19 protein-coding genes are annotated in these 20294 nt (G+C 44.1%); 5 read left to right on the top strand and 14 right to left on the bottom strand.

All coding sequences use genetic code 11. The annotated features are described in order from the left end of the window. Positions 1–280 precede the first annotated feature (280 nt). From ACT7WV_RS17130 to ACT7WV_RS17110, 5 genes are all read right to left on the bottom strand, one after another. On the bottom strand, positions 281–493 hold the full coding sequence (locus tag ACT7WV_RS17130) for a hypothetical protein (protein WP_445104038.1): 213 nt from the start codon (positions 491–493) through the stop codon (positions 281–283). A gap of 340 nt (positions 494–833) precedes the next feature. Next, on the bottom strand, positions 834–2297 hold the full coding sequence (locus ACT7WV_RS17125; protein WP_445104037.1) for a 16S rRNA (cytosine(967)-C(5))-methyltransferase: 1464 nt from the start codon (positions 2295–2297) through the stop codon (positions 834–836). A gap of 127 nt (positions 2298–2424) precedes the next feature. After that, on the bottom strand, positions 2425–3018 hold the full coding sequence (locus ACT7WV_RS17120) for a hypothetical protein (RefSeq protein WP_445104036.1): 594 nt from the start codon (positions 3016–3018) through the stop codon (positions 2425–2427). A 20-nt stretch (positions 3019–3038) separates the two neighbouring features. Next, complete coding sequence (locus tag ACT7WV_RS17115) at positions 3039–3239, bottom strand: hypothetical protein (RefSeq protein ID WP_445104035.1); 201 nt, start codon at positions 3237–3239, stop codon at positions 3039–3041. Between the two features lie 160 nt (positions 3240–3399). Then, entirely contained in the window at positions 3400–4191 is a 792-nt protein-coding gene (locus tag ACT7WV_RS17110; protein WP_445104034.1) for a TIGR04255 family protein, read from the bottom strand. A gap of 319 nt (positions 4192–4510) precedes the next feature. Between ACT7WV_RS17110 and ACT7WV_RS17105 the strand changes: the two genes are divergently transcribed. Next, a complete protein-coding gene (locus ACT7WV_RS17105) occupies positions 4511–5041 on the top strand; it encodes a hypothetical protein (RefSeq protein WP_445104033.1) in 531 nt (176 codons plus the stop codon). Between the two features lie 17 nt (positions 5042–5058). Here the strand turns inward: ACT7WV_RS17105 and ACT7WV_RS17100 are convergent, their stop codons facing one another. Beyond that, positions 5059–6306, bottom strand: coding sequence for a CCA tRNA nucleotidyltransferase (locus tag ACT7WV_RS17100; RefSeq protein WP_445104032.1), 1248 nt, complete (start codon positions 6304–6306; stop codon positions 5059–5061). A gap of 146 nt (positions 6307–6452) precedes the next feature. Here ACT7WV_RS17100 and ACT7WV_RS17095 point away from each other — a divergent pair, with 146 nt between their 5' ends. Both ACT7WV_RS17095 and ACT7WV_RS17090 read left to right on the top strand, forming a co-directional pair. Further along, a complete protein-coding gene (locus ACT7WV_RS17095; protein WP_445104031.1) occupies positions 6453–6701 on the top strand; it encodes a Ycf34 family protein in 249 nt (82 codons plus the stop codon). A gap of 152 nt (positions 6702–6853) precedes the next feature. Beyond that, entirely contained in the window at positions 6854–7501 is a 648-nt protein-coding gene (locus ACT7WV_RS17090; RefSeq protein WP_445104030.1) for a DedA family protein, read from the top strand. Between the two features lie 373 nt (positions 7502–7874). On the opposite strand, the gene ACT7WV_RS17085 is transcribed toward ACT7WV_RS17090, so the two are convergent. From ACT7WV_RS17085 to ACT7WV_RS17070, 4 genes are all read right to left on the bottom strand, one after another. Then, the gene (locus tag ACT7WV_RS17085; protein WP_445104029.1) at positions 7875–8573 is read right to left on the bottom strand and encodes a hypothetical protein; all 699 of its coding nucleotides are present in this window, start codon (positions 8571–8573) and stop codon (positions 7875–7877) included. A gap of 257 nt (positions 8574–8830) precedes the next feature. Further along, positions 8831–10033, bottom strand: coding sequence for an argininosuccinate synthase (locus ACT7WV_RS17080; RefSeq protein WP_445104028.1), 1203 nt, complete (start codon positions 10031–10033; stop codon positions 8831–8833). A 152-nt stretch (positions 10034–10185) separates the two neighbouring features. Further along, positions 10186–12531, bottom strand: coding sequence for an ATP-dependent helicase (locus ACT7WV_RS17075; RefSeq protein WP_445104027.1), 2346 nt, complete (start codon positions 12529–12531; stop codon positions 10186–10188). Positions 12532–12936: 405 nt separating this feature from the next. Beyond that, complete coding sequence (locus ACT7WV_RS17070) at positions 12937–13464, bottom strand: hypothetical protein (RefSeq protein WP_445104026.1); 528 nt, start codon at positions 13462–13464, stop codon at positions 12937–12939. Between the two features lie 114 nt (positions 13465–13578). Here ACT7WV_RS17070 and ACT7WV_RS17065 point away from each other — a divergent pair, with 114 nt between their 5' ends. Beyond that, positions 13579–14232, top strand: a complete 654-nt coding sequence (locus tag ACT7WV_RS17065) for a L,D-transpeptidase (protein WP_445104025.1) — start codon at positions 13579–13581, stop codon at positions 14230–14232. A 782-nt stretch (positions 14233–15014) separates the two neighbouring features. Here the strand turns inward: ACT7WV_RS17065 and ACT7WV_RS17060 are convergent. The 4 genes from ACT7WV_RS17060 to ACT7WV_RS17045 form a co-directional block, all read right to left on the bottom strand. Next, a complete protein-coding gene (locus ACT7WV_RS17060) occupies positions 15015–17030 on the bottom strand; it encodes a ribonuclease catalytic domain-containing protein (RefSeq protein ID WP_445104024.1) in 2016 nt (671 codons plus the stop codon). A 264-nt stretch (positions 17031–17294) separates the two neighbouring features. After that, positions 17295–17510: a 30S ribosomal protein S18 gene (gene rpsR, locus ACT7WV_RS17055; RefSeq protein ID WP_445104023.1), complete on the bottom strand. Its 216-nt coding sequence runs from the start codon at positions 17508–17510 to the stop codon at positions 17295–17297. Positions 17511–17706: 196 nt separating this feature from the next. Further along, positions 17707–17901, bottom strand: a complete 195-nt coding sequence (gene rpmG, locus ACT7WV_RS17050) for a 50S ribosomal protein L33 (protein WP_445104022.1) — start codon at positions 17899–17901, stop codon at positions 17707–17709. Positions 17902–17950: 49 nt separating this feature from the next. Next, entirely contained in the window at positions 17951–18484 is a 534-nt protein-coding gene (locus ACT7WV_RS17045) for an RDD family protein (protein WP_445104021.1), read from the bottom strand. Between the two features lie 394 nt (positions 18485–18878). Between ACT7WV_RS17045 and ACT7WV_RS17040 the strand changes: the two genes are divergently transcribed. Beyond that, positions 18879–20138 (top strand): molybdopterin molybdotransferase MoeA, encoded by a 1260-nt coding sequence (locus ACT7WV_RS17040; RefSeq protein WP_445104020.1) that lies wholly within the window; start codon positions 18879–18881, stop codon positions 20136–20138. Positions 20139–20294 lie beyond the last annotated feature (156 nt).

The following is a 20294-nucleotide window of genomic DNA, read 5'->3' as shown; positions in this document are numbered from 1 at the left end:
TTAATTACTAGTATTGTTTTCTAGTCTAACCCGGAGATTTTTCAACTAGTTTGAGTATTACCGCTCTCCTCGTACTTTTTATATAAAATTACGATGAAAAAACGGCGGCGAAAGGATAATTTATGGCTCTAGTTTTTGACAAATGCCTACCCCTGTACTTCAAGACCTTGATTAGTCTTCTGTTATGTTGAAGAATTGCCACACACTTTTGTTCCCTGAGTTTGGCTAGATCTAGAAAAAACCTTGGTTTTCCAAAACAGCAAGGCTCAGAGAGCTGCGACTACTTTACCTCTGGTGAAAGAAAAACTAGTGCTAAAATCAAAGCTGTAATTAAGAACGGTGCTACACCCAAAATCAGCAAAAAGATGGGTGTCAACTTAGGATTACCCATCACCAACTCAAGAGGCGGCGCAATATATTTTTCCCAAAATTGGGCGCGCTTGCCTGGTTTTTCTTGCTGTTGTTCTGATTGTGTAATTTGCTTAAAATTCATCCCTGCCTCTTTATTAGCTTTTGCTATCATTTCTTAAGTAGGAAGTAGTTTCTTCTGCTTGGTTTGAATTACTCAGCAATGCAGACTGTATAGTAGCTAGCTGTGGGAGAAAGTCCACATAATTAGCAGTAGTAGAGGTAGGGCGCAGGCAAAAACTGCTAATGATCCACAGCTCACGGAGTCTGATGTTACTCTGTCTAGTATGTTTTTAAACCGATTAAGGATGCTCATTCTACATCCTCCTAATTATTGATTTATATTTAAAGACTACTGAACTAAATGCGGCTAGAGCTCAGTAGAAAATAAAATTTAAAGCTTAGGACTGAGAACGTAACATTATTTAGTACTTCCGCCGCAACCGCACCATAAAAAAGCCATCCATTTGATAGCGGTGAGGCCAGACTTTGATCCAACCTTGTGGCATCAAGAATTCAGCCAAAGATGAATCCGGTGGCGACTCAATTTGCCATTGGCAATGAGTTTCCAAAAAAGATCGAATCACGTCTTCATTTTCGTGGGGATGCAGTGTGCAAGTAGCATATACCAAAACACCTCCAGGCTTGACCCAGGTAGCTGCATGTCCTAGTAATTCCCCCTGCATGATCGAGAGTTCAGCCACTCTCTCTGGGGTAATGCGCCAACGGATGTCAGGGCGTCGGTGGAGTGTGCCTAAACCCGAACAGGGAGCATCAAGCAAGACTCGATCTGCTAAGTTATTAAACTGAGGGAGGTTGCGACTATCACCAGTGCAGATTTCTATTGAGTGTAATTGCAACCGTTGGGCATTTTCTTTGACTTTTTTCAGGCGAGAAGCGGCGCGATCGCATGCCCAAATCTTACCCTGATCTTTGATTAACTCGGCGATATGAGTGGTTTTGCCACCGGGTGCAGCACAAGCATCAATCACCACCTCGCCAGGTTGAGGGTCAAGTAAATAGCTAACTAATTGAGCACTACTATCTTGAATTGTCCACCACCCCTCACTAAATCCAGGCAACTTTTGAATAGCACCCGTACCACCAACTACCCGTAAAGCTTGGGGTAAATGAGAAACTGTTTGAATATCCATTCCTGCTGCTTGCATCGCCGCCTCAACCTCTTCCCTAGACACCCGCAGGGGATTTACCCGCAAGTCGATAGTGGGAGATTGATTGAACCATCGACAAAGCTGTTCGGTTTCTGCTTCCCCTAACTGTTCTAACCACATTTGGATAATCCAATCAGGAAAACTATGCAAAATGCCCAAGCGCTTTACTAAATCTATGGGCAACTGCAAGGGATCAGACGATGGGCGGTTTTGGTCAGAAATTGCCTTTGTAGATAGTACTTTCTCTCTCTTATCCCCCTTGTCTCCCCTATCTACTACATCAGTATGGGTAGCAGACTCAGGATGAGATTGCTTTAGTTGAGCCGCACTAAGACGCAGATAGTGGCGCAGCAAACCGTTAACTACACCTTTGAGTCCCGGAAAACCATTATTTTTTGCTAGTTCAACTGTAGTATTGACGGCAGCTGAAGCAGGAATTCGCTCTTGGTAGCGCAGTTGGTATAAGCCGATGTGGAGAATTGTACGCAAGTCTGGGGGTTGCTGGTGGGCTTTCTTTTTACCCAGTTGGTCAATTAGGGCATCAAGAGTTCGCTCTCGCCTGACACTCCCATACACCAATTCTGTCACCAGACGCCGATTAGCACTGTTGATTAATTTAGCTGTTTGCAGCACTTTATCAAGGGCAAGATCTGTGAAAGCACCTCGCCGATGAATTTCTCGAAGCGCTAAAAATGCTAACTGGCGAGGATTTTCCATAAAGTTAAAGTTAGTTTTGGCTGGTTCTTGAATTCAATGTCTTTTTTTCCTAACGCTAAAGAACTGCCGTGTTGATCTAAGCTTTATGAATATTAAACGTTAAAGGAGAAAAACCATCTACAGAAACTCATCCTTCAGGTTGACTTTCATACTGAAAAGGCAGCGCAACTCTACTGTGGAAGCTATGATATCGTCTGGAAAAATGCTCCAAGTAAGGACTGGCTAAAACTGCTCGCCGCTTAACTATACCAAGTTCGATTTGACGATATAAAGTTGCTGCATCTATGCCAAGAACTTTCTTGAAATCAGCAGTAAGTTCAGGTAGACCTTCTTGCTCTCCCTCATATTCAGGAGGAATTTTCTCAAAGAAGTAGAATCTTTCATGACGATGGGACTCTACTAGCTTCCACTCCCTACTATTCATATTATCTGCTGTATCTCTGATTTCTCTTGCGGCTGCAATTTCGCACAAAATCACTGAGTTTAATAGTTTTGATGGCTGGATGTCTTCAGCGTGTCTAGCTCTATAGTCCCAATCTAGATCACAGTCTTGAGTGACTACAATTGTATATGGATGAAGAACAGCATCAAAAGATAGCTCTTGTATCTCCTGTGATAATTCACTAACAACAGGTTGGTATTGAACAACACCTGTCAATATTTCCCCTTGCCTCAACGAGGAACCTTTGTCTGATGCTTGGTAGATAGCCCGTTCTTCCATGAAGTAACTTACCAAACAATCTAATGTTCTAAAACAATAGGTGGTCTAACTTGTGTCGTTCTCAACTTACCTTTGATACTACTGACAGGAATCATAGGTAGGTTGACTTGAGGCAAACGATTAGTATGGAAGCGATAAATCCCCTCGAGTTCCTCAGCAGCTTCCTCTAAGGCGGTTTCTGGAAGAGTGTGAATAACCAGTAAGCATTTTAGCAACAGCATCAATTTGTCTGGTGACAAATCTTGCGGACTAGTTCTGAAAGATAAAGATGAGCCAGACATTATCAAATCAAAAGAAGGATACTGGATTACAATGGGTTTTCCACTTTCTCTATCAAAAACTGTATTGTTGATGGCGATACCTGATGAGGTTTTACTCTGCTTATGTTGAGTCAACTGATTGGGGTTGCATGGCGTTATGGAGGGTGTCTGTGATGCTCCACCTGAAGAGCCTTCCGGCAGATTGGTTGAACTGATTGAGTCTATTCCAAACATCTCCATTTCCCTCTATCTTTTGTTCTGTATAAAAATCAGCATCAAATAAGTAAGCAATCTCATCACTGTTCTCCTGTTGTTCTTTAATAGTCACCAGTCCATGATTCAAATTAATTTGTCCATTTTCTGTTTTCAAAACCAAATTCTTTATTATTGTCTGAATTGAAGAAGAAAATTCGGGTTCATGCAGTTCCGAAGCAATATGCTTACCAATCAATTCTGACCAATTCTTATCTTCAATTCCAAGTTTTGAACGAATAATTAAGTCCTGATAACGAAGACCTATTCTTGTATAAAATGATGGCTTATATATACGCTCAAAAATCTCTAAAGCTTCCTCAAGACGCTGCTTAAATTGCTCATATCGCTCATACGAAGAAGTAGTTATGGCAATAAAATCCTTAGTGATAGACAGATTCCATTTTTTGTCTTCTGACTTAAAGCTATAAACAATGTCACTTTGCACAGGCAAGCCAAATTGTTGCACGATATTTAAGATTTCTGATGGAACTTGCGCTTTGGTTGTCTCAAAATGTGGGTACCGAGACCTAATCTCGTCCTGAAACTCAACCGGCTCCTGGTGAGAGATTTTGAGTATGGGCGGAAATCGCAGTTGGCAGACAACCTCTACAAGAGGGTTGCGCTTATAAATCACACGCTCAAACTCGGGCAAGTTCATCAAACTCTACTTTTACCTCAAAATTACTACTATAGCTCTAGCTTAAATTATGGAGCTACCTCTCTACCAGTAGTTTCAATAACTTTTTGAATGAGATCGTAATCTAATCTAACGGGTAACCGCCTCGCCAATCCCCATACCTTAAACTAAAATGCTGTTATTACTTACATCTGGCATCACTCCCATTAACCCATCAGGGAATTAACCTAGACCATGATCAATCTAGTAAAGTATCTTAGAGCTGATGACATAGCCTAGGCGATCGCAAGGATTACGGCACTAGAGGTCAAAAACTCCGTATCATTAGGGACACACAGCTATGCGACCTGATTTGCAGGGCTTGGTGATTACAGAGGAATATCTCACAGACTTGGTGGGTGAGCATCCCCATCGAGTGAGAAGTTTCTACATAGCGGAGAAAGCCAAAGAACCGGGTGATTTCCTGATAAAACTCAGTCAAGCTTTAATTGTCTGGTTAAAGTTTAAGTCAGTCAGACGGCTGGTTAAAGAAGTAGATAGATACAATGCAGTTATTCGGGCTGTGGATATCAATGACCAACTAGAAGAAGCTGGCAACCAAGGAGTTGGTTTAAGTCACCGAGACCAAGTGATTCTAGCACTTGAGACGATGAAAGTAGATTTATTGCGTGCCTTGAAAACAGAAAGAATTCTGCGGGAAAATAAGAAGTTTATTACTAAGCATCCTCAGCTATTTACAACTAATTTAACCACCTTGACTGCACTACAAGTAAGTGACCAAGCTAGTGAGTATGGACGAGTACTCGATCAAGCTTTGCAGGTTGCAGTAGGTGTGCAAGAAGAAATGAGAAAGTTACAAAATCGTCGTTAGAGCAAGGATGTTGAGTATCAGAGACTATCAACTAATTGTGCAGCAAAATTTAGGGCAGTTTCGCGAGATTTAATTTTCCCCTCTATTTGGGCAATTTGAATTTCAGTGATTAACTTTCCAACTAAAGGGCCTGCTGGTAAATGTAAAGCTTCTTTTAAATCCTTACCAGTAACTAGCGCCTGAGGATGAGCAACTGGGTCATCCGGCTTAAGATAGCGTTCAATTAGAGGTGTTATAACCTCTACAGGCACTCCCCTAGTTACTACCAAAACTATCAAGACGGGGAAAACCAACCCGACATTCTGAAAGAAAAAATACTGCTCCCGTAGTGACATTTGCAAGTTAGCATGAGCAATTAACTCAGGTAAGTATTTAACTGCCGTAACCACAGTCCGAATTTCAGCACGAGCGTACTTTAAACGCCATAACTGCGCCTCTGCTGCTTCTGGTGCTGAGGATACTAGACTTGCCAGCTTCGCCAGACTCAGCCAAGGTAATAATTTTCCACTAACTGAGGCTTGCAGTTTAATCTGAAGCTCTAGCCACTTTTGTCTAAGTAAAATATTACACTGATCAATCGCCTCAATTTGAGCAATACCTTGAGCCGCGACATCAGGAAACCATGTTTGTAGTAAACCATCTTCCCAGGCAGCTTTAAGCCAGGGTGTCCCTTGGGGTGACTTGAGCAGATAGCCTAACTCTAACTGTATCCGCTCTGCCGACACTTGCCCTAGTAAAGGTGCCAGCGATTGAATTACTGAGCGTGTTGCTGGTTCAATAGTAAAACCCAACTGAGAGGCTTGCCGATAAGCTCTGAGTAATCTTAGGGGGTCATCTTGCAGATTTTTTACTGACACCATCCGGATGATACCTGCGTGCAAATCGGAGACACCTTGAAGCGGATCGATGAGTTTGCTAGTGTGAGGGTTGTAGGCGATCGCATTTATGGTGAAATCCCGCCTTTGTAAGTCAGTCTCTAGGCTGTCACCCTCTTGCTGAGCTATGTCAACTGTTGCCTGCTCAAACACGACTCTAGCAATCTGCCTTTGGGCATCAAGTACCACAAATCCGGCTTTGTAGTGATAAGCCAGTTGGCGCGCTATTTTGATAGCTTTAGTGGGTACAACAAAGTCTAAGTCGAGATACTCAGGAGTTCTTTCCAGTAAGGCATCCCTAACAGCGCCTCCTACTAAACAAGCTTCGGGTGGCAACCACTCTAAGCTAAAAGGCCAAATTTGAGGAGAGAGGGACGCTTGGATTGTCATTGATCATATTATTTTTATTCGCTTTTTATTTTCAACTAAGGAGCTGCTCAGTAACCAAAAACCAACAATAAATAACAAAAAATCAATAAACAACAAAAAACCTCTTGAATAAGCTAGATTAACAAAAAGAACTTGGAGTTTGTGCAATGTGTATTTGCGTTAACTGCCACTACGTGGACCGCTGCACTACATACCACGCAGTGGAAGGGCAGCATCAGCAACCTCACCTGACAGAAGACCCAAATTTCGACGCTACTGAACCCACCATCAATGTCAATATCCGTCCGAAGGAAGATTACGTGGAGATGGAATGGGATGTCGTCGGTTGTGAAAGCTTTAAGGAAGAAACCGGGAAGTGGTCTAAACTACGTCCGGGAGAACTAGTACCCACCTGAAAAGGGGGCTGTTTAGCAGCTTGATAGCCAGAAACAAGATCATTCTAGAAGTTAGATTATCCTCTTCTACAACCACCCGTAGTATCATTGACACTATTCCCTAGATCAAGCCAAGATGAGAGAAGCGATAATTTTTGTAAAGGCTTTACTGGATGTCGTTTGAGCTTCTGTCACTGGAAACGATCCAGGAAATTGCTAGGCAATACGGCTACTGGGCTGTTTTTTGCGGGATTGCTCTGGAAAGCGCCGGAATCCCCTTACCCGGAGAAACCATCACCCTGGTGGGAGGTTTTTTAGCGGGTAGCGGTGAACTAAATTACTGGTTAGTGCTAGGTAGTGCGATTGCTGGCGCTGTGTTCGGGGATAACTGTGGCTACTGGATAGGCAGAATAGGAGGCTGGTCTTTCCTGCTGCGACTAGGTCGTCTTTTCAGAATCTCGGAAGAACAACTTAAGGAAGCGAAAATTCAATTTAGTGAGAATGCTGCTAGAGCAGTATTTTTTGGTAGATTTGTCGCACTGCTGCGGATTTTTGCCGGTCCCATGGCGGGAATTGCCGAAATGCCCTACACGCAATTTTTATTATGTAATTTCGGCGGAGGTGCCCTCTGGGCATCAGTGATGGTTACTTTATCATTCTTTTTCGGACGCTTTGTACCTTTGGAGCAATTAGTTTCTTTAGTGGCCCGATTTGCTATTGTTGCCCTCATCTTAGTAATTGCTGCGACTGTTGTGCCTCGGTGGTTGGCATCTCGCAAACTTAAGGAATCATCTGTAGGTGACCAAGCCTCAAGAAAATAAGAGCAGAATCTCTGAGTAACTTAGCTTATTAGTAGATCAACACCTCAAAGCCCAAGTTGCCATACTGCACAGACAAATAGGCATCGAATCAGATCAAGTCGTTGGCATCAGTACGGAAGTTGACTTACCGAGGGAAGTGAAAGACCGCAGCGATCGCAGATTCTCACATCCTTACTATTGGGCCGATTTTACACTAACGGGCAGCCCCTGGTAAGCTTTCTGGTTGCGGGCAAAGAATAGTTCTACCCTACCCCAGATTTCTTATAGGCTCCTTGAAATTAACCGAATCTACTTTCCTAAATTCTTTTTCAAGAAACTATTTTGTTTTCTTAGAAGGAGAATTTCTGTGTCCATATGTGTTTTTTCTGAGGAGTCACTTAGGACTGCTATCATCACTACTAATCACTGTTTCTTGCTCTAATTTCCGCCAATCACCATCAACTAGTACCCACTGGTGATATTCTTTAGTCGGTATTGATGTTTTTACTAAAGATTCGATCAATGCTCCAGAATGAGCAACTTTTTCTTCCTGATTTTCGGCAGCTTTATACTGAGAAATGAGCTGTACAGTATAGGCGGAATTCAAGGAATATTTAGAAACTTCAATTTTAATTTCTTTGTCACTAGGATAAACTTGATTGATCTCAAATAATTTCGATGATAAAAAATAAGGATTGAACTGAGAGGAGACTATTTCTGAGTTGGCTTGCCTGAATAATGCTTTTTCTCCCCTTAAAAAATCAAGGAAAATCATCATTTTCCAGTTAGTTTCGTTTCTTAATATCTGTTGATTAATTTCTGCAATTAAACTCCTTATTTTATCTAGACGATTAGATTTATCAATCTGAGGAATTTTGCTACAAGCTTCAAAGGAGAAAAAAGAATTACCATTTGCTAATTTAGCTTCACAAATTAAAGAATTTGCTATTATTGTTCTCTCATCATCTGAACTAAAGGAACTGACAAAATTATAGTTAATGTAATATTCTCTGATTTCGGGAGGCAGATTATTTCGAGTTGAAGTTGATGCTTGGCTACGGCTAAATAGTACTAAGGATAGAGTCGTTGCCATTGACAAAACAAGAAGCGAATATCTTTTCATAGATATCTGCGTTGAAAAAACCATAGGATTCAACTTCAAGCTATGTACTGAAGGGGCAAACAGCTTAGCCTGGAATTAAAAAATAAGGAGAATAAAAGGCTTCTGAAGTAGAGATGGACAAATCAAGAGGATAGTCCAGACACAGTGAATTTTCAATAGCAATTCTCTTGTCTAACTAGTCACCGCTTCAGAAACCTCCAATAAATTATCAGGAACCTCTTCTATCCCTAACCTTTATTTTTCTGTGACCAGACACGAGTTGGCAATCCCCAAAGGTAAATAAAACCTTCAGCTGCCTTGTGGTCAAATTGGTCTTCTGAAGTGTAAGTTGCTAGTTCGGGGGTATATAAAGAATTCTCTGATTGGCGTCCGACAATCATCGCGTTGCCTTTAAACAGTTTAACTCGCACAGTTCCCGATACACGCTCCTGGGTTTTTTTGATGAAGGCATCTAAAGCCTGTTTGAGAGGACTGTACCACAACCCTTGGTAAACTATCTGACTGTAAGCATCTTCAATACCACGCTTGTATTGGGTAACATCAGCGGTTAAAGTAAGACTCTCCAAGTCACGATGGGCATGGATTAAAACTAAAAGGGCAGGAGCTTCGTAGATTTCCCTAGATTTAATGCCAACCACACGGTTCTCAACCATGTCAATCCTGCCAACTCCATGGTTCCCTGCTGACTCGTTGAGTTGACTAATCAGTGCTACCGGATCGAGAGTTGTGCCGTTCAGCGTGGTGGGAATACCCTGTTCAAAGCCAATTTCTACATATTCTGGCTGATTAGGAGTATCCGCGATCGCTTTAGTCATCAGATAAATTTCTTCTGGCGGTTCTACTGAAGGATCTTCCAAAGAAGCAGCCTCAATAGAACGACCCAGTAAATTACGGTCGATACTGTAGGGAGAAGACTTTTTAACTGGTGAAGGAATGCCAAAGCGCTCACCATAGGCAATTGTTTCCTCTCGACTGAAACCCCATTCCCTTGCTGGTGCTAGCACCTTTAAGTCAGGGTTTAGTGCCATAATTGACACATCAAAACGTACTTGGTCATTTCCCTTACCAGTGCAGCCGTGAGCCACAGCATCCGCACCGTAGGTTTGAGCCGCCTCAACCAATAACTTGGCAATCAGGGGACGAGCAAGAGCAGTTGAAAGAGGGTAGCGACTTTCATACAGTGCATTCGCCTGAATTGCTGGGAAGGCGTAGTCTTCAACAAAGCTTAAGGTGGCGTCAGCAACCAAGGATTGTGCCGCACCGGATTTCAAAGCTTTTTCTCGAATGGGTTCTAATTCATCTCCTTGACCCAGATCCGCTGCTAGAGTGATCACCTCCTTAACTCCCCACTCCTGTTTGAGGTAGGGGATACATACAGATGTATCTACTCCGCCTGAGTATGCCAGAACAACTTTTTCCGCGCGACCCATGAATTTCTTAGCCTGGACAACGACAAAGAGAACATTGTACCTGCTTAAGGGCTAATCAATGAATAAACACCAACAAACTACTGATTTTGTTCTAGGAGTAGGTCAAAATTATGTTGTGCATATTGGTTTTTTCTATAACCACCCGCCCCTAATTAGGAAAGTGGTGTTAATACAGCAGACATTGGCACCACAGCTTGCGGAAACTGACTCCGTAAGGCTGGCAAAATTGGAGTAGGCTTTTTCTGTTGTAAGTTGTCCGCCTGATGACCACTAAAGGTATTCCAACGGAAAGGCCCCTGCTCGGCTGCTGACATCCATAGCAAGCGTTTTGCCCGTGTCATTGCCACGTACAATAGACGAAATTCCTCGGCTCTCTTAAGGTTTCCCGCTTGTTCCCAAGCTTCTGGTGCCGTGAGTAGGGGTTGCTGATGAAGACTAGCACGAATTTGGGCCCTGGCTACTTCTGCCAGGGTAAAGTCTCCCAAAAACTGAGCAGCAGTAGGCACCCAAGGACTACCGGGGATAGTGTCTTCGTGGAGAAAGGGAATAAATACATAGTCCCAGTCCAACCCCTTAGCTTTGTGCATCGTAATAATCGTCAGTTGACCAGCACCCAGATAACGGGCATCCGCGTCTTCAGTGTCGACAGGTTCAAAACGTTCTGAACTGATGATTTCTTGAAGTGCTTCTAGGGTGGTGTCTAGAGAACTGTTACCGTAAGTTTGCTTCACCACTCGTTCTGCTAATTTATCGGCTGTTGCTAGTTCTGACTGTTCATAATTTAAGGTCAGAGCCAGGAAAGAAATCAATTGATAGTGGGGCAGTTCTAAACGAGCACCCAGGAGATTGCGGCAGCACTGAGCAGCTTGAAGCACGTTTGGTATCTGAGGAGGATCAAGCGGGCTAGGGTAGAGGAATTGTTCTGGAGAAGTTGCGATCGCATTGAGGTCTTGTGTCGCAATTAACTGCCGCTGCACTAGGACTTCGAGGGCGGTTTTGAGGTAATTGGGAGAATGAGGTCTTTTGAGAAATTGCAGTAGTTTGAGGATTTCCTCTGGAACATGGGAGTGACGAGAACTCCCAGCGACATCATAAATTTTAATGCCATGCTTGTGTTTGAGAAATTCTAGTTGTTGGGCAACAAAGCTCCCTTGCCGATTCTCCCTTACTAATACTGCCGCTCGATGCTTGGGGTTCCGGTCAAATAACTCAACAACACGCTCTCCTATCAGTTCCACTGTTTGGTAAATGTCGCGGGGATGGTAAATTTCTAATCCCCGACCTTCTGCTTGAGGATTAGTTTGGGAACCACCAGCATCAACCGGGCGAATATTTTGGAGGCGAAAAGCTGGTTCGTTACCTGTCAGCTGAGAGCGGTTTACCCAGCTTAAAAGAAAATTGGCAGCATCTATAATAATTTGAGTACTACGACCCGCTTGCTCCATTGTTGCCAGATGCCCATCTGCTTTGCATTCTTCACAAAACTGATTGAAATAAATCGGGTCAGCTGGGGTAAAGGTGGAGTTAATCGCTTGATTGGGGTCACCAACCCGGATTAAATTCAGCTCTGATTTTGCCAGGTTAGTAGGTTGCCGATTGACGTGATCAATTTTCGGCTCTTGGGCAGTGGAATTTGCAGGTACAGTGGCAAGGGTTTGTAGTAACTTATATTGTAGGGGCGTCGAATCCTGAGCTTCATCTTCAAAGACGGCAAAGTATTGGTTTTGCCACACCTGACGAATAGCTGCATTTTCTAACACCCGCAGTGCTGCCAGAATCATGTCGTCGTAGTCGATGAAATCGCGAGAGCGTGCCACACTTTGGTACTGTTGATAAAGTCCAGCTGCGATCGCCAAAATTTCATAAGTTTCCCTTGCTTGTTCGGCGATTTCCCACAAATCTTCAGGTAGTAGACCAGAGCTTTTTGCTTCGTGGATTACCGTGTAAGCCAGTTCTGGTAACACTTCAGTACGCAACACTGACTGCCGCCGCAGACGTTCGGTTTCTTCCCCATCAAAGCTAATTCCTTCCAGCAAGGCAGAATAACGGCGCGGATTATTGGCAATCCACTGTTCTACGCAGGCACGAATTAAGCGGTGACTCTGATTAGGAGTCACTACTGTTAGATTATTTAAATCTATACCTGAGAGTTCTGGATGACGGTTAGCAATGTTGAGCGCTAAACCATGTAATGTATAAACAACAAAGCTATTTTGTGGTGCTCGGAGTTTTTTAAGATCTTTACGAATTTTGACTCTAAGACTAGCAGCGGCTGAGCGAGTGAAGGTAACTACCAACAACTGACGCCGTCCGTGTAGTTGGTAGCGTGCGATTGCCATAGCTGCTGCTACTGCCATACCCGTAGATTTCCCGGCACCCGGTACAGCAGAGACTGCTAGCTGACCACCCTGCCAGTCTGCCATACTTTGTTGTCCAGGTCGCAGGATGATGGGAGTTTGAGTCTGGTCTATTTGCTCTGGGTGTTGGTCTTTTGGCATCTGTAGCCGGTAATCTTGATCAAGTATCAGCTACAGTTATAGTGACATATTTGCCCTGGAATACTCCGATAGGGATTAAGTGGGGCAAATATGTCTATTGAAGTTACGGTCGAGGAATGATCAGGGCGATGCCTGTTTCACCCTTCGGGTTAGAGAGCTGAGCTTGCAGGATTGATTCCAGCTAACTATAACTAGGTTAAGATTAGGTTTCTTTGACCCATTACCAAGGTCAAACTACTCTGGCAGGTTTTTAGATAGATTTTACTAGTTATCAAGATAATCAGGGATTGCCGAACTAAATCGAGCAATCACTAAGCACTGGAACCATTTGCCGTTGGGCAGCAGTGGCACTTCAGTTGAGTTTTCCTTACAATTTGGCTTTTCCTCATCTTTGGGGTGAGGAATTTACCAAAGGGCTCTAACTGGTTCCTCTACTTCTTGGACTCGACGAGGAGTGGTAACTGTACGCCTGACGGGAGCAGGACTAGGTACTGGCTCGGAGATCACAGTAGTTCTCTGTTCAGTTGTCTTCCGTTTGAGTTCCTCGAATACTTGCGCAATGCGCTCACTGCGATCGCTACTAGTCGGAGTCTCGACAATCACTAAATCACCAGGACGCACCACACGCACTATCCGCTTATCAGAGACGTAAACTGGAGTGCCTCCTCTGAGATTCAACTGACCTAGTTCCATGTGTGGGACCCAAAAAGTTTCAGTGTCACCGTCATCCAGCCCAACTGTTACCAAGTTGCCAGCGATACTCTTGACGGTGCCTCTCCGGTAATTTTGCATATCATCATTATTCTGTGCCAATAGTTGGTCTGAGGCTTGAGCATTAATTGAATTGGCATTTGCAGGTGCTATAGCTGCTGCACAAAGCAACAGTGATAGTGTCGTGCCTGTCAATATATTGAAGTTCTTAATCTGCATCATGATCTTAATTTTTACTTCAGCTAACCATCATCATGGCAGAAGTTTTTGCTAAAGTCACTTCTCAATTAGACATAAGTAATGCTAGAAACTTGTTAGAACTTAAAAATAACAAGAATGGTAACAGGTAAATCGCTATTTCGTAGCTTGATGCTGCTTAGCTTAACTACAGTAATTCCCCTGCTTATTGAACAACGACAAGTATCTGCTTCCGAGGCAGCGAATATTCAAGCAACGTCTCCCAGTGGGGTGTTCCCTAAAATTAAATTTCCTGGTGTTGAGATACCGGAATTTCCTGGTGTTGAGATACCGGAATTTCCTCCCATTGAAAACCAGGACAGAATGAGTCCTCAGGAGGAAGAATCGCCAGCCGAAACTACTCAAGTTAGTCGTCTAGTGATCAAATTGAGTGAGCGTCGTGTTTATACCTATAGAGGTGATCTGCCATTAGCAAGTTACCCTATTGCCGTCGGTAAAGACGGCTGGGAAACACCAGTAGGCGCTTTTCAGGTTTTGCAAATGCTGCGCGATCCAGCCTGGGAACATCCCTGGACAGGTGAAGTAGTGCCTCCTGGCCCGAATAACCCTCTCGGAGACCGCTGGATTGGCTTTTGGACGGATGGGGAAAATTATATTGGCTTTCATGGCACAACTGCTGAGCAACTGGTAGGACAAGCCGTTTCTCATGGCTGCATCCGGATGCTCAATAAGGATGTCCGGGCTTTATTTGAAAAAGTTGCCATAGGAACACCCGTCATCGTACAGCCCTAAATAGCTGACCTTAAGGGCGGTGCAGAGGTAGGTTCATTTCTTTGAGAAATGGGGCGGTTAGGTGTTGCTGCTTGGTTAGTTGCTCTCATCCCTTTAAGGTTGATACAAGCTAGTTAGTTAGCGAGTCTAAAAGTCATGGCTGATCTACTAAAACTGAACAATGTCATCAGTTACGGGGCGGTTTGGTCGTACGGTGTAAAGTGTCAAAGCTTGCTCGCTATTTTCACAGCCTATTTAAAGACAAAACTATCCTGTTGGAGAAGATATAGCTTGAAAGATATAAAGGGGAAGATTTTTCGACCTGGAGTCTCAAAGGAGTTGTGCCACCCAATAGATCATTTTTTAAGTTGTCAGTGTAAAACTAGGGTTAAGTTACCGAACTTTAGAGCAAATATAGCAATTTTAAGTTGTACTAATTTAAATTTAAAAAGCTTTTCAATAGATGCATTTTTTTTTTAATTGCTATCAAAGTTTCAATTTAAATCTATTCTAAATAAGTTGTAAGATTAACAGCTCATAATACAAAATTTTGCTTTAGTCCCCCCTTTGTAGCTGTTTTTCTTAGGTAGGACTTAGGCATCGAAAGGCTATGACAAAGGTTTGAGATTCTGACGCTTCTTACGTCGCTATCACTCAGAATGACGGAAATTCCTAATCAGTAGTTAAGTCCTTATTGGGGTGAAGTGCCAGACTAGGCAAAAGTATACCGTCTCCTTCAAGGAAGACGGTATGCTTAAAGTATATAGAGGCTTCTCTGAGCGACGAAGATGGTGAGATAGAAGTTATGTCGTGGCTACCTGAACTTCTTGGGTTACTAGTTCTTTAAAGTGAATAGTATCCTGGCGAGGGTCAGCGTGGCTTACTAGTACTCTGAGGTGTTCCCCTAAAGATACGGAACGTTGGAAGCGCATTACCAACTCCATTCCTAATTCTTCTAAGAGAATTAGTCCTAAATTATCGTGTTCTCGCAGCCAACGCAGCACCAATGCTTGCCAAACTTGCTCAGGACAACGACGCAGGTACTCTAATGCCCAATAACGATTTGTTTGACGTTCTACTAAGGTTGCTTCGTAAGCCGTAGTCGTGACACTCTGCATTGTTTCTTGTAGGCGTTGAGCCTCAAACGGCAAGGGATCTCCGCGCAGATGCGCTTTGATTTGAAAATGAGTCAGCAAGTCAGTATAGCGACGGATGGGAGAAGTAGCCTGAGTATAAGTTTCTAGACCCAGACTAGCGTGCCGCGCCGGTGAAATGCTCATTTCGCTGCGGGGCATACAACGACGTACTGCACAGGCTCGGACGGGACCAGGGGGCAGTTGCAGTAGCTCTTCTTCGGAGGGTAATTCCGGCTGTGGTTGCCCTCGAAAGGGTAGGGGAATTTGATGTGCTTGACCATAGCGTCCTGCTACTTCACCGGTCAGTATCATCATTTCTGCAACCAGTTGCCGCGCTTGCGAATCTTCTAAAACGTCAATGATGATTTCTTCATCGTTGCGGACTTTAATCACTGACTCTGGCATATGGATGCTGATTGCTCCCTGGGACTTACGCCACTCTTGTCTGCGCTGGGCCCAACTAGCGAGGGCAGCAATTTCTGGTTCTGCCTGTATCCCTAGCTGCAACATCTCATCAACGTCTTCGTAAGTCAACCGATAAGTTGGTTTGATCAAGCTGGCATGGATACTGTAGTCCTCAATTTTGCCAGTTTCATCTAAAATGACGCCAAAACTGAGAGCCCGACAGACTTGACCCTGAACCAAACTCATTGGACCCGTCGCCAGTGCTGGCGGAAACATGGGAATCATTCCCGTTGGCAGATATAAAGTGGTGCTGCGTCGCCTTGCTTCTAGGTCAAGTTCATCTCCTGGCAGTAGTAAGTGCGTTGGATCAGCAATATGAATCCAGAGGCGTTGAATCCCATCACTAAGGATTTCTAGGCTCAAGCCATCGTCGATTTCTTGAGTACTTTCGTCGTCAATGGTGTAGACTTTGAGCTTTGTTAAATCCAGACGATCTGGATCCTGATCGGGAGGCGGAGAATCCAGGTATTGCCGTGCCAATTCAAGTACCTCGCGACGAAAGTTAACAGGGATTTGACTACGCCGCAAAAACAAGTTCTCGTGAGGACTCCAGCAACCCATATCCACCAGCAAATCGAAAGCACTTTGAGAAGTTTGAGTGCGTTCTACGGCTGCTAGAGTTTCTTGGGCAATACGAGGGACGTTTTCTGGATAGAGAACGAATCTTTCTAAGCCGTCGAGGCGAGGGCGGTCACTCTCTTGCCACTCCACCGCTTCACCCGCGACTTTCTGTTTCACACGCGTCAAAAATTCTTCTTGTTCCCGTTGCTTGGCTTGCGCTGCGAGTATTTGATGCTTCATCTCAGCAACTACACCAGCAGGACGGGGTTCATATAAGTCTGCTTTTTGTTTGAAGTAAATCTTGTCTTCAGATAATAAGCAGTGGGCGGCGTAACACAAAGGCGGACTCTGGTCAGAAAATAATAGCTGCGCCATTGCTGCGCAGCTTACTGCTTCCCCTTCCTCTACTAGTATTTCCCAGGCTACTTCCAGGCTTGAAGGGTCTAGATAAGGTTGTACTTCTTGGAGAAAATTGGGTATATCCGATGGGGCGAAGCTGCAACCCTCTACTCGGTAGGTTACGTCCTGGGGCCTAAGCTTGTGAGTTTGAGTTCGTTCGTCTACAACAATCCAGAGCTTTTTGCCCTCTGGGCGCTCTGCGGTAGCAAGACGGCGCTCTCCGTGCAGGCGAAATTCGATCAGTGTTCCCTTTTCCACAAGTTTTGCTAACCCCAGTAGCCTTAATCCAATAACTTACTCCCAGTCTATCCGCTAGTGGCGCGATGCCCAAGTCAGGAGTCAGATTATCATCCCACTAATGAGCAACTTTATATACTCCGTATACTGCGTACCTTCTTTTGTCTTACAAAAAAGGCAGAGCGTATGAGTCCTGGTTCCCAAGACCCACAACTCATGACAACGCTCACCCGTTAGCTTGGTTCTCGCCTACAGCATGGGTGGCTAAGATTTGATAATTTTTGTTTATCCTTCTTTATTAACGAAAGGCAGCAAAGCCAAAAAGCGTGCTCGCTTAATTGCTGTAGTTAAGTCTCGTTGTTGTTGGGCTGTTAGGCCAGTAATGCGGCGTGGCAGAATCTTACCGCGTTCAGTAACGAACTTACGCAATAGTTCGACATCTTTGTAGTCGATAGGATCTTCCGGCTTGATGGGGGAAAGGCGTTTACGAAAGTAAGTCATGAGCAGTTGAAGGTTATTTTTGCAGGAGGCGGGTTACACCTATCTAATTAGGCTGCGCCTAGAAATCAATAAATACTAGCTGAAACTTTGTTAGCAACTGGGTTACAACACCCCTGGGTTAAAGAATCTCGGAGGTTGAAGCTTAACTCAACCTGCTAACTCTCAGCCCTAAAGGTTAGAACACTCTTAGATCAATTTACTTGATTTCTTTGTGAACTGTATGCTTGTTACAGTGGCGGCAGAATTTCTTGAGTTCTAGACGTGCCGTTGTGTTACGACGATTCTTCATGCTCGTGTAGCGAGAAACTCCGGGCGTTCGCTTGTCGGGGTTACTGCGGCACTCGGTGCATTCCAAGGTGATAATAATGCGGACACCTTTCTTGCTTGCCATAGTTTTATTTCTAGAAAGTCAAATTTTAACAAAATTAAGACACAATTTACTATCGTCTCACACGAGACTGGAGTTGTGCAAGCACTTTTTTCACTTTTAGGTCTAAAGAAAAACCTCGACGAGTCTGCACAATCAGAGTTGCTGCAATTTTGTCGTGAAAAGCTTGTCGATGCTCGGTATCGCTCATGACGGCTCCCCAATCTACCATAAGAGGAGCACACAGTAGCAGTAAGGATATACCATTAGCTAAACCAATGGTAAGACCGAATGTTGCTAACAGAGCAAGAAACCCCGTAATTGCTTCTCGTTTGGTTAGTGTCAATAACTGGGGAATTTTGCTGAACTCGGCATCAATCACTTTCAGATCCAATGCCCAACGTCCTAGACTCTGACCCTGATTTTGGGCCACAATAACTACTCGCCAAATCAGCCATACGAGAAGAAAAACAAAACTGCGAGCTATCACATTTCCTGGGACAAGAGAGCTGACGAGCCAAACCAATACAAAATCAATTAAGAAGGCAATAGCCCGTCGTTCAATGGGTACTTTGGGAAAACGTTTGTCGACTAGTTCGATAGGCATGAGAATTTGAGGGAAAAGCTAATTTTTACCTCACATGACAGGTACGCCTCTGTTGAACCCATAGTGATTCAGGGAGGAGGTATCCCGCAGTAATGGGGCTTTCAGGTTATATAGTTCTTAAATTTTAAGTATTTTAAGTAATACCTACAGTCTAGGTCATACCTAGAGAAAAAGGCAGGCAATTATTATCTTTGAATTCAGAAGGCACGAGGCAGAAGAAATTATTGAACTCAAAGGCTATAAAAAAATCAAAAGTTTCAAAGGCAACTAAAACTCTAGCAAAGCTGCCTTATTTGTAAATAAGAGTACTAGTTTTACTTAGCTAAAATTTGAGTGTTAACAACCAACAAGCAATAAACTAACAATCGTACTGGTTAGGTTAAATTCAACAAGCATGCAGTCGGTTAAACAAGCAGAATCAATCATCCTGGATTCAGTACAGCCTCTAGATCAAAAACTCGACACAGAAGTGATCGAGTTATCAGCCGCTACTGGTCGTATTCTGGCTAATCCCGTGAAGAGTGAGTTAGATTTTCCTCACTGGGATAATTCAGCTATGGATGGCTATGCCGTGCGCTACTGCGATGTCCAATCCTGTAGTGCCCAGCAGCCAGCGGTTTTGGAAATTATTGAAGAAATTCCTGCGGGATATCAGCCTCAACATACAGTTGAACAAGGACAGGCAGCTCGCATTTTCACAGGTGCTTGTTTGCCAAAGGGTGCTGATACAGTGATCATGCAAGAGCAAGCACAACGCGAGCAGAACCGTGTATTAATTTTAGAGGCACCAGAACCTCACGCCTTTGTGCGTCGTCGGGCTTCTTTTTACCAGGCTGGGATGCCCTTACTAGAACCGGGAATTACTCTTAATGCTCCAGAAATCGCTGTCTTAGCGGCGGCACAGTGTACCCAACTGAGAGTCTATCGCCGTCCGCGAGTAGCAATTATTTCCACGGGCAATGAATTAGTAACACCTGACCAACCTTTGCAACCAGGTCAGATTGTAGATTCCAATCAGTATGCCCTTGCTACCTTTGTGGCGCAAATGGGAGGAGTACCCGTACCCCTGGGCATTGTACCGGATCAGCCAGACGTACTTAGGGAGAAGATCACTCAAGCGATCGCTACGGCAGACGTTGTTCTCTCGACTGGCGGTGTTTCTGTGGGGGATTATGACTATGTGGAGCAAATTTTGACCTCGCTGGGGGCCCAATTTCAGGTGCGCTCTGTTGCTGTCAAACCGGGTAAACCTTTAACGATGGCAACATTGTCTTCTTCCTCAGAACGCTGTGTGTTGTATTTTGGTCTACCAGGGAATCCGGCTGCAACACTGGTTACCTGTTGGCGATTTGTACAACCAGCAATTTTGAAGCTATCTGGTTTAGCTAGAGAAAGTTGGGGCCCAACCTTTGTACAGGCACAAACTTGTCAGGAACTTCGCTCTGGTGGCAAGCGGGAGACTTATCTCTGGGGTCAGCTAAAGTTAAATGCTGGTGTTTATCAGTTTCAGCTTGCTGGTGGGGGTCACAATTCGGGCAATTTGATCAGCCTAGCGCAAACTACTGGTCTTGCAGTTTTGCCTGTGGGCGAAACTGTTGTCCCGGTTGGCGAATCTGTGCAAGTCTTACAAGTTGGTTCGCCTATTAACAGTTGAATGGTACTGACTGAAGTAGGAAATATTTGTTTGTCGTTAAAAACCCTGCTTGGGGGGCTTCCCCCCAAACCCCCCATTGGGGGACGAGTGCCTCCCCCAAACCCCCTGCACAAGGATTGATCGGTTGAGATGAGATACCTGAATGTTCGCTACAGA

The organism is Symploca atlantica LB2515 (assembly GCF_052546295.1).
Note: the sequence above shows the minus strand (reverse complement) of the source record. Positions and strands in the feature narration are given on the sequence as shown.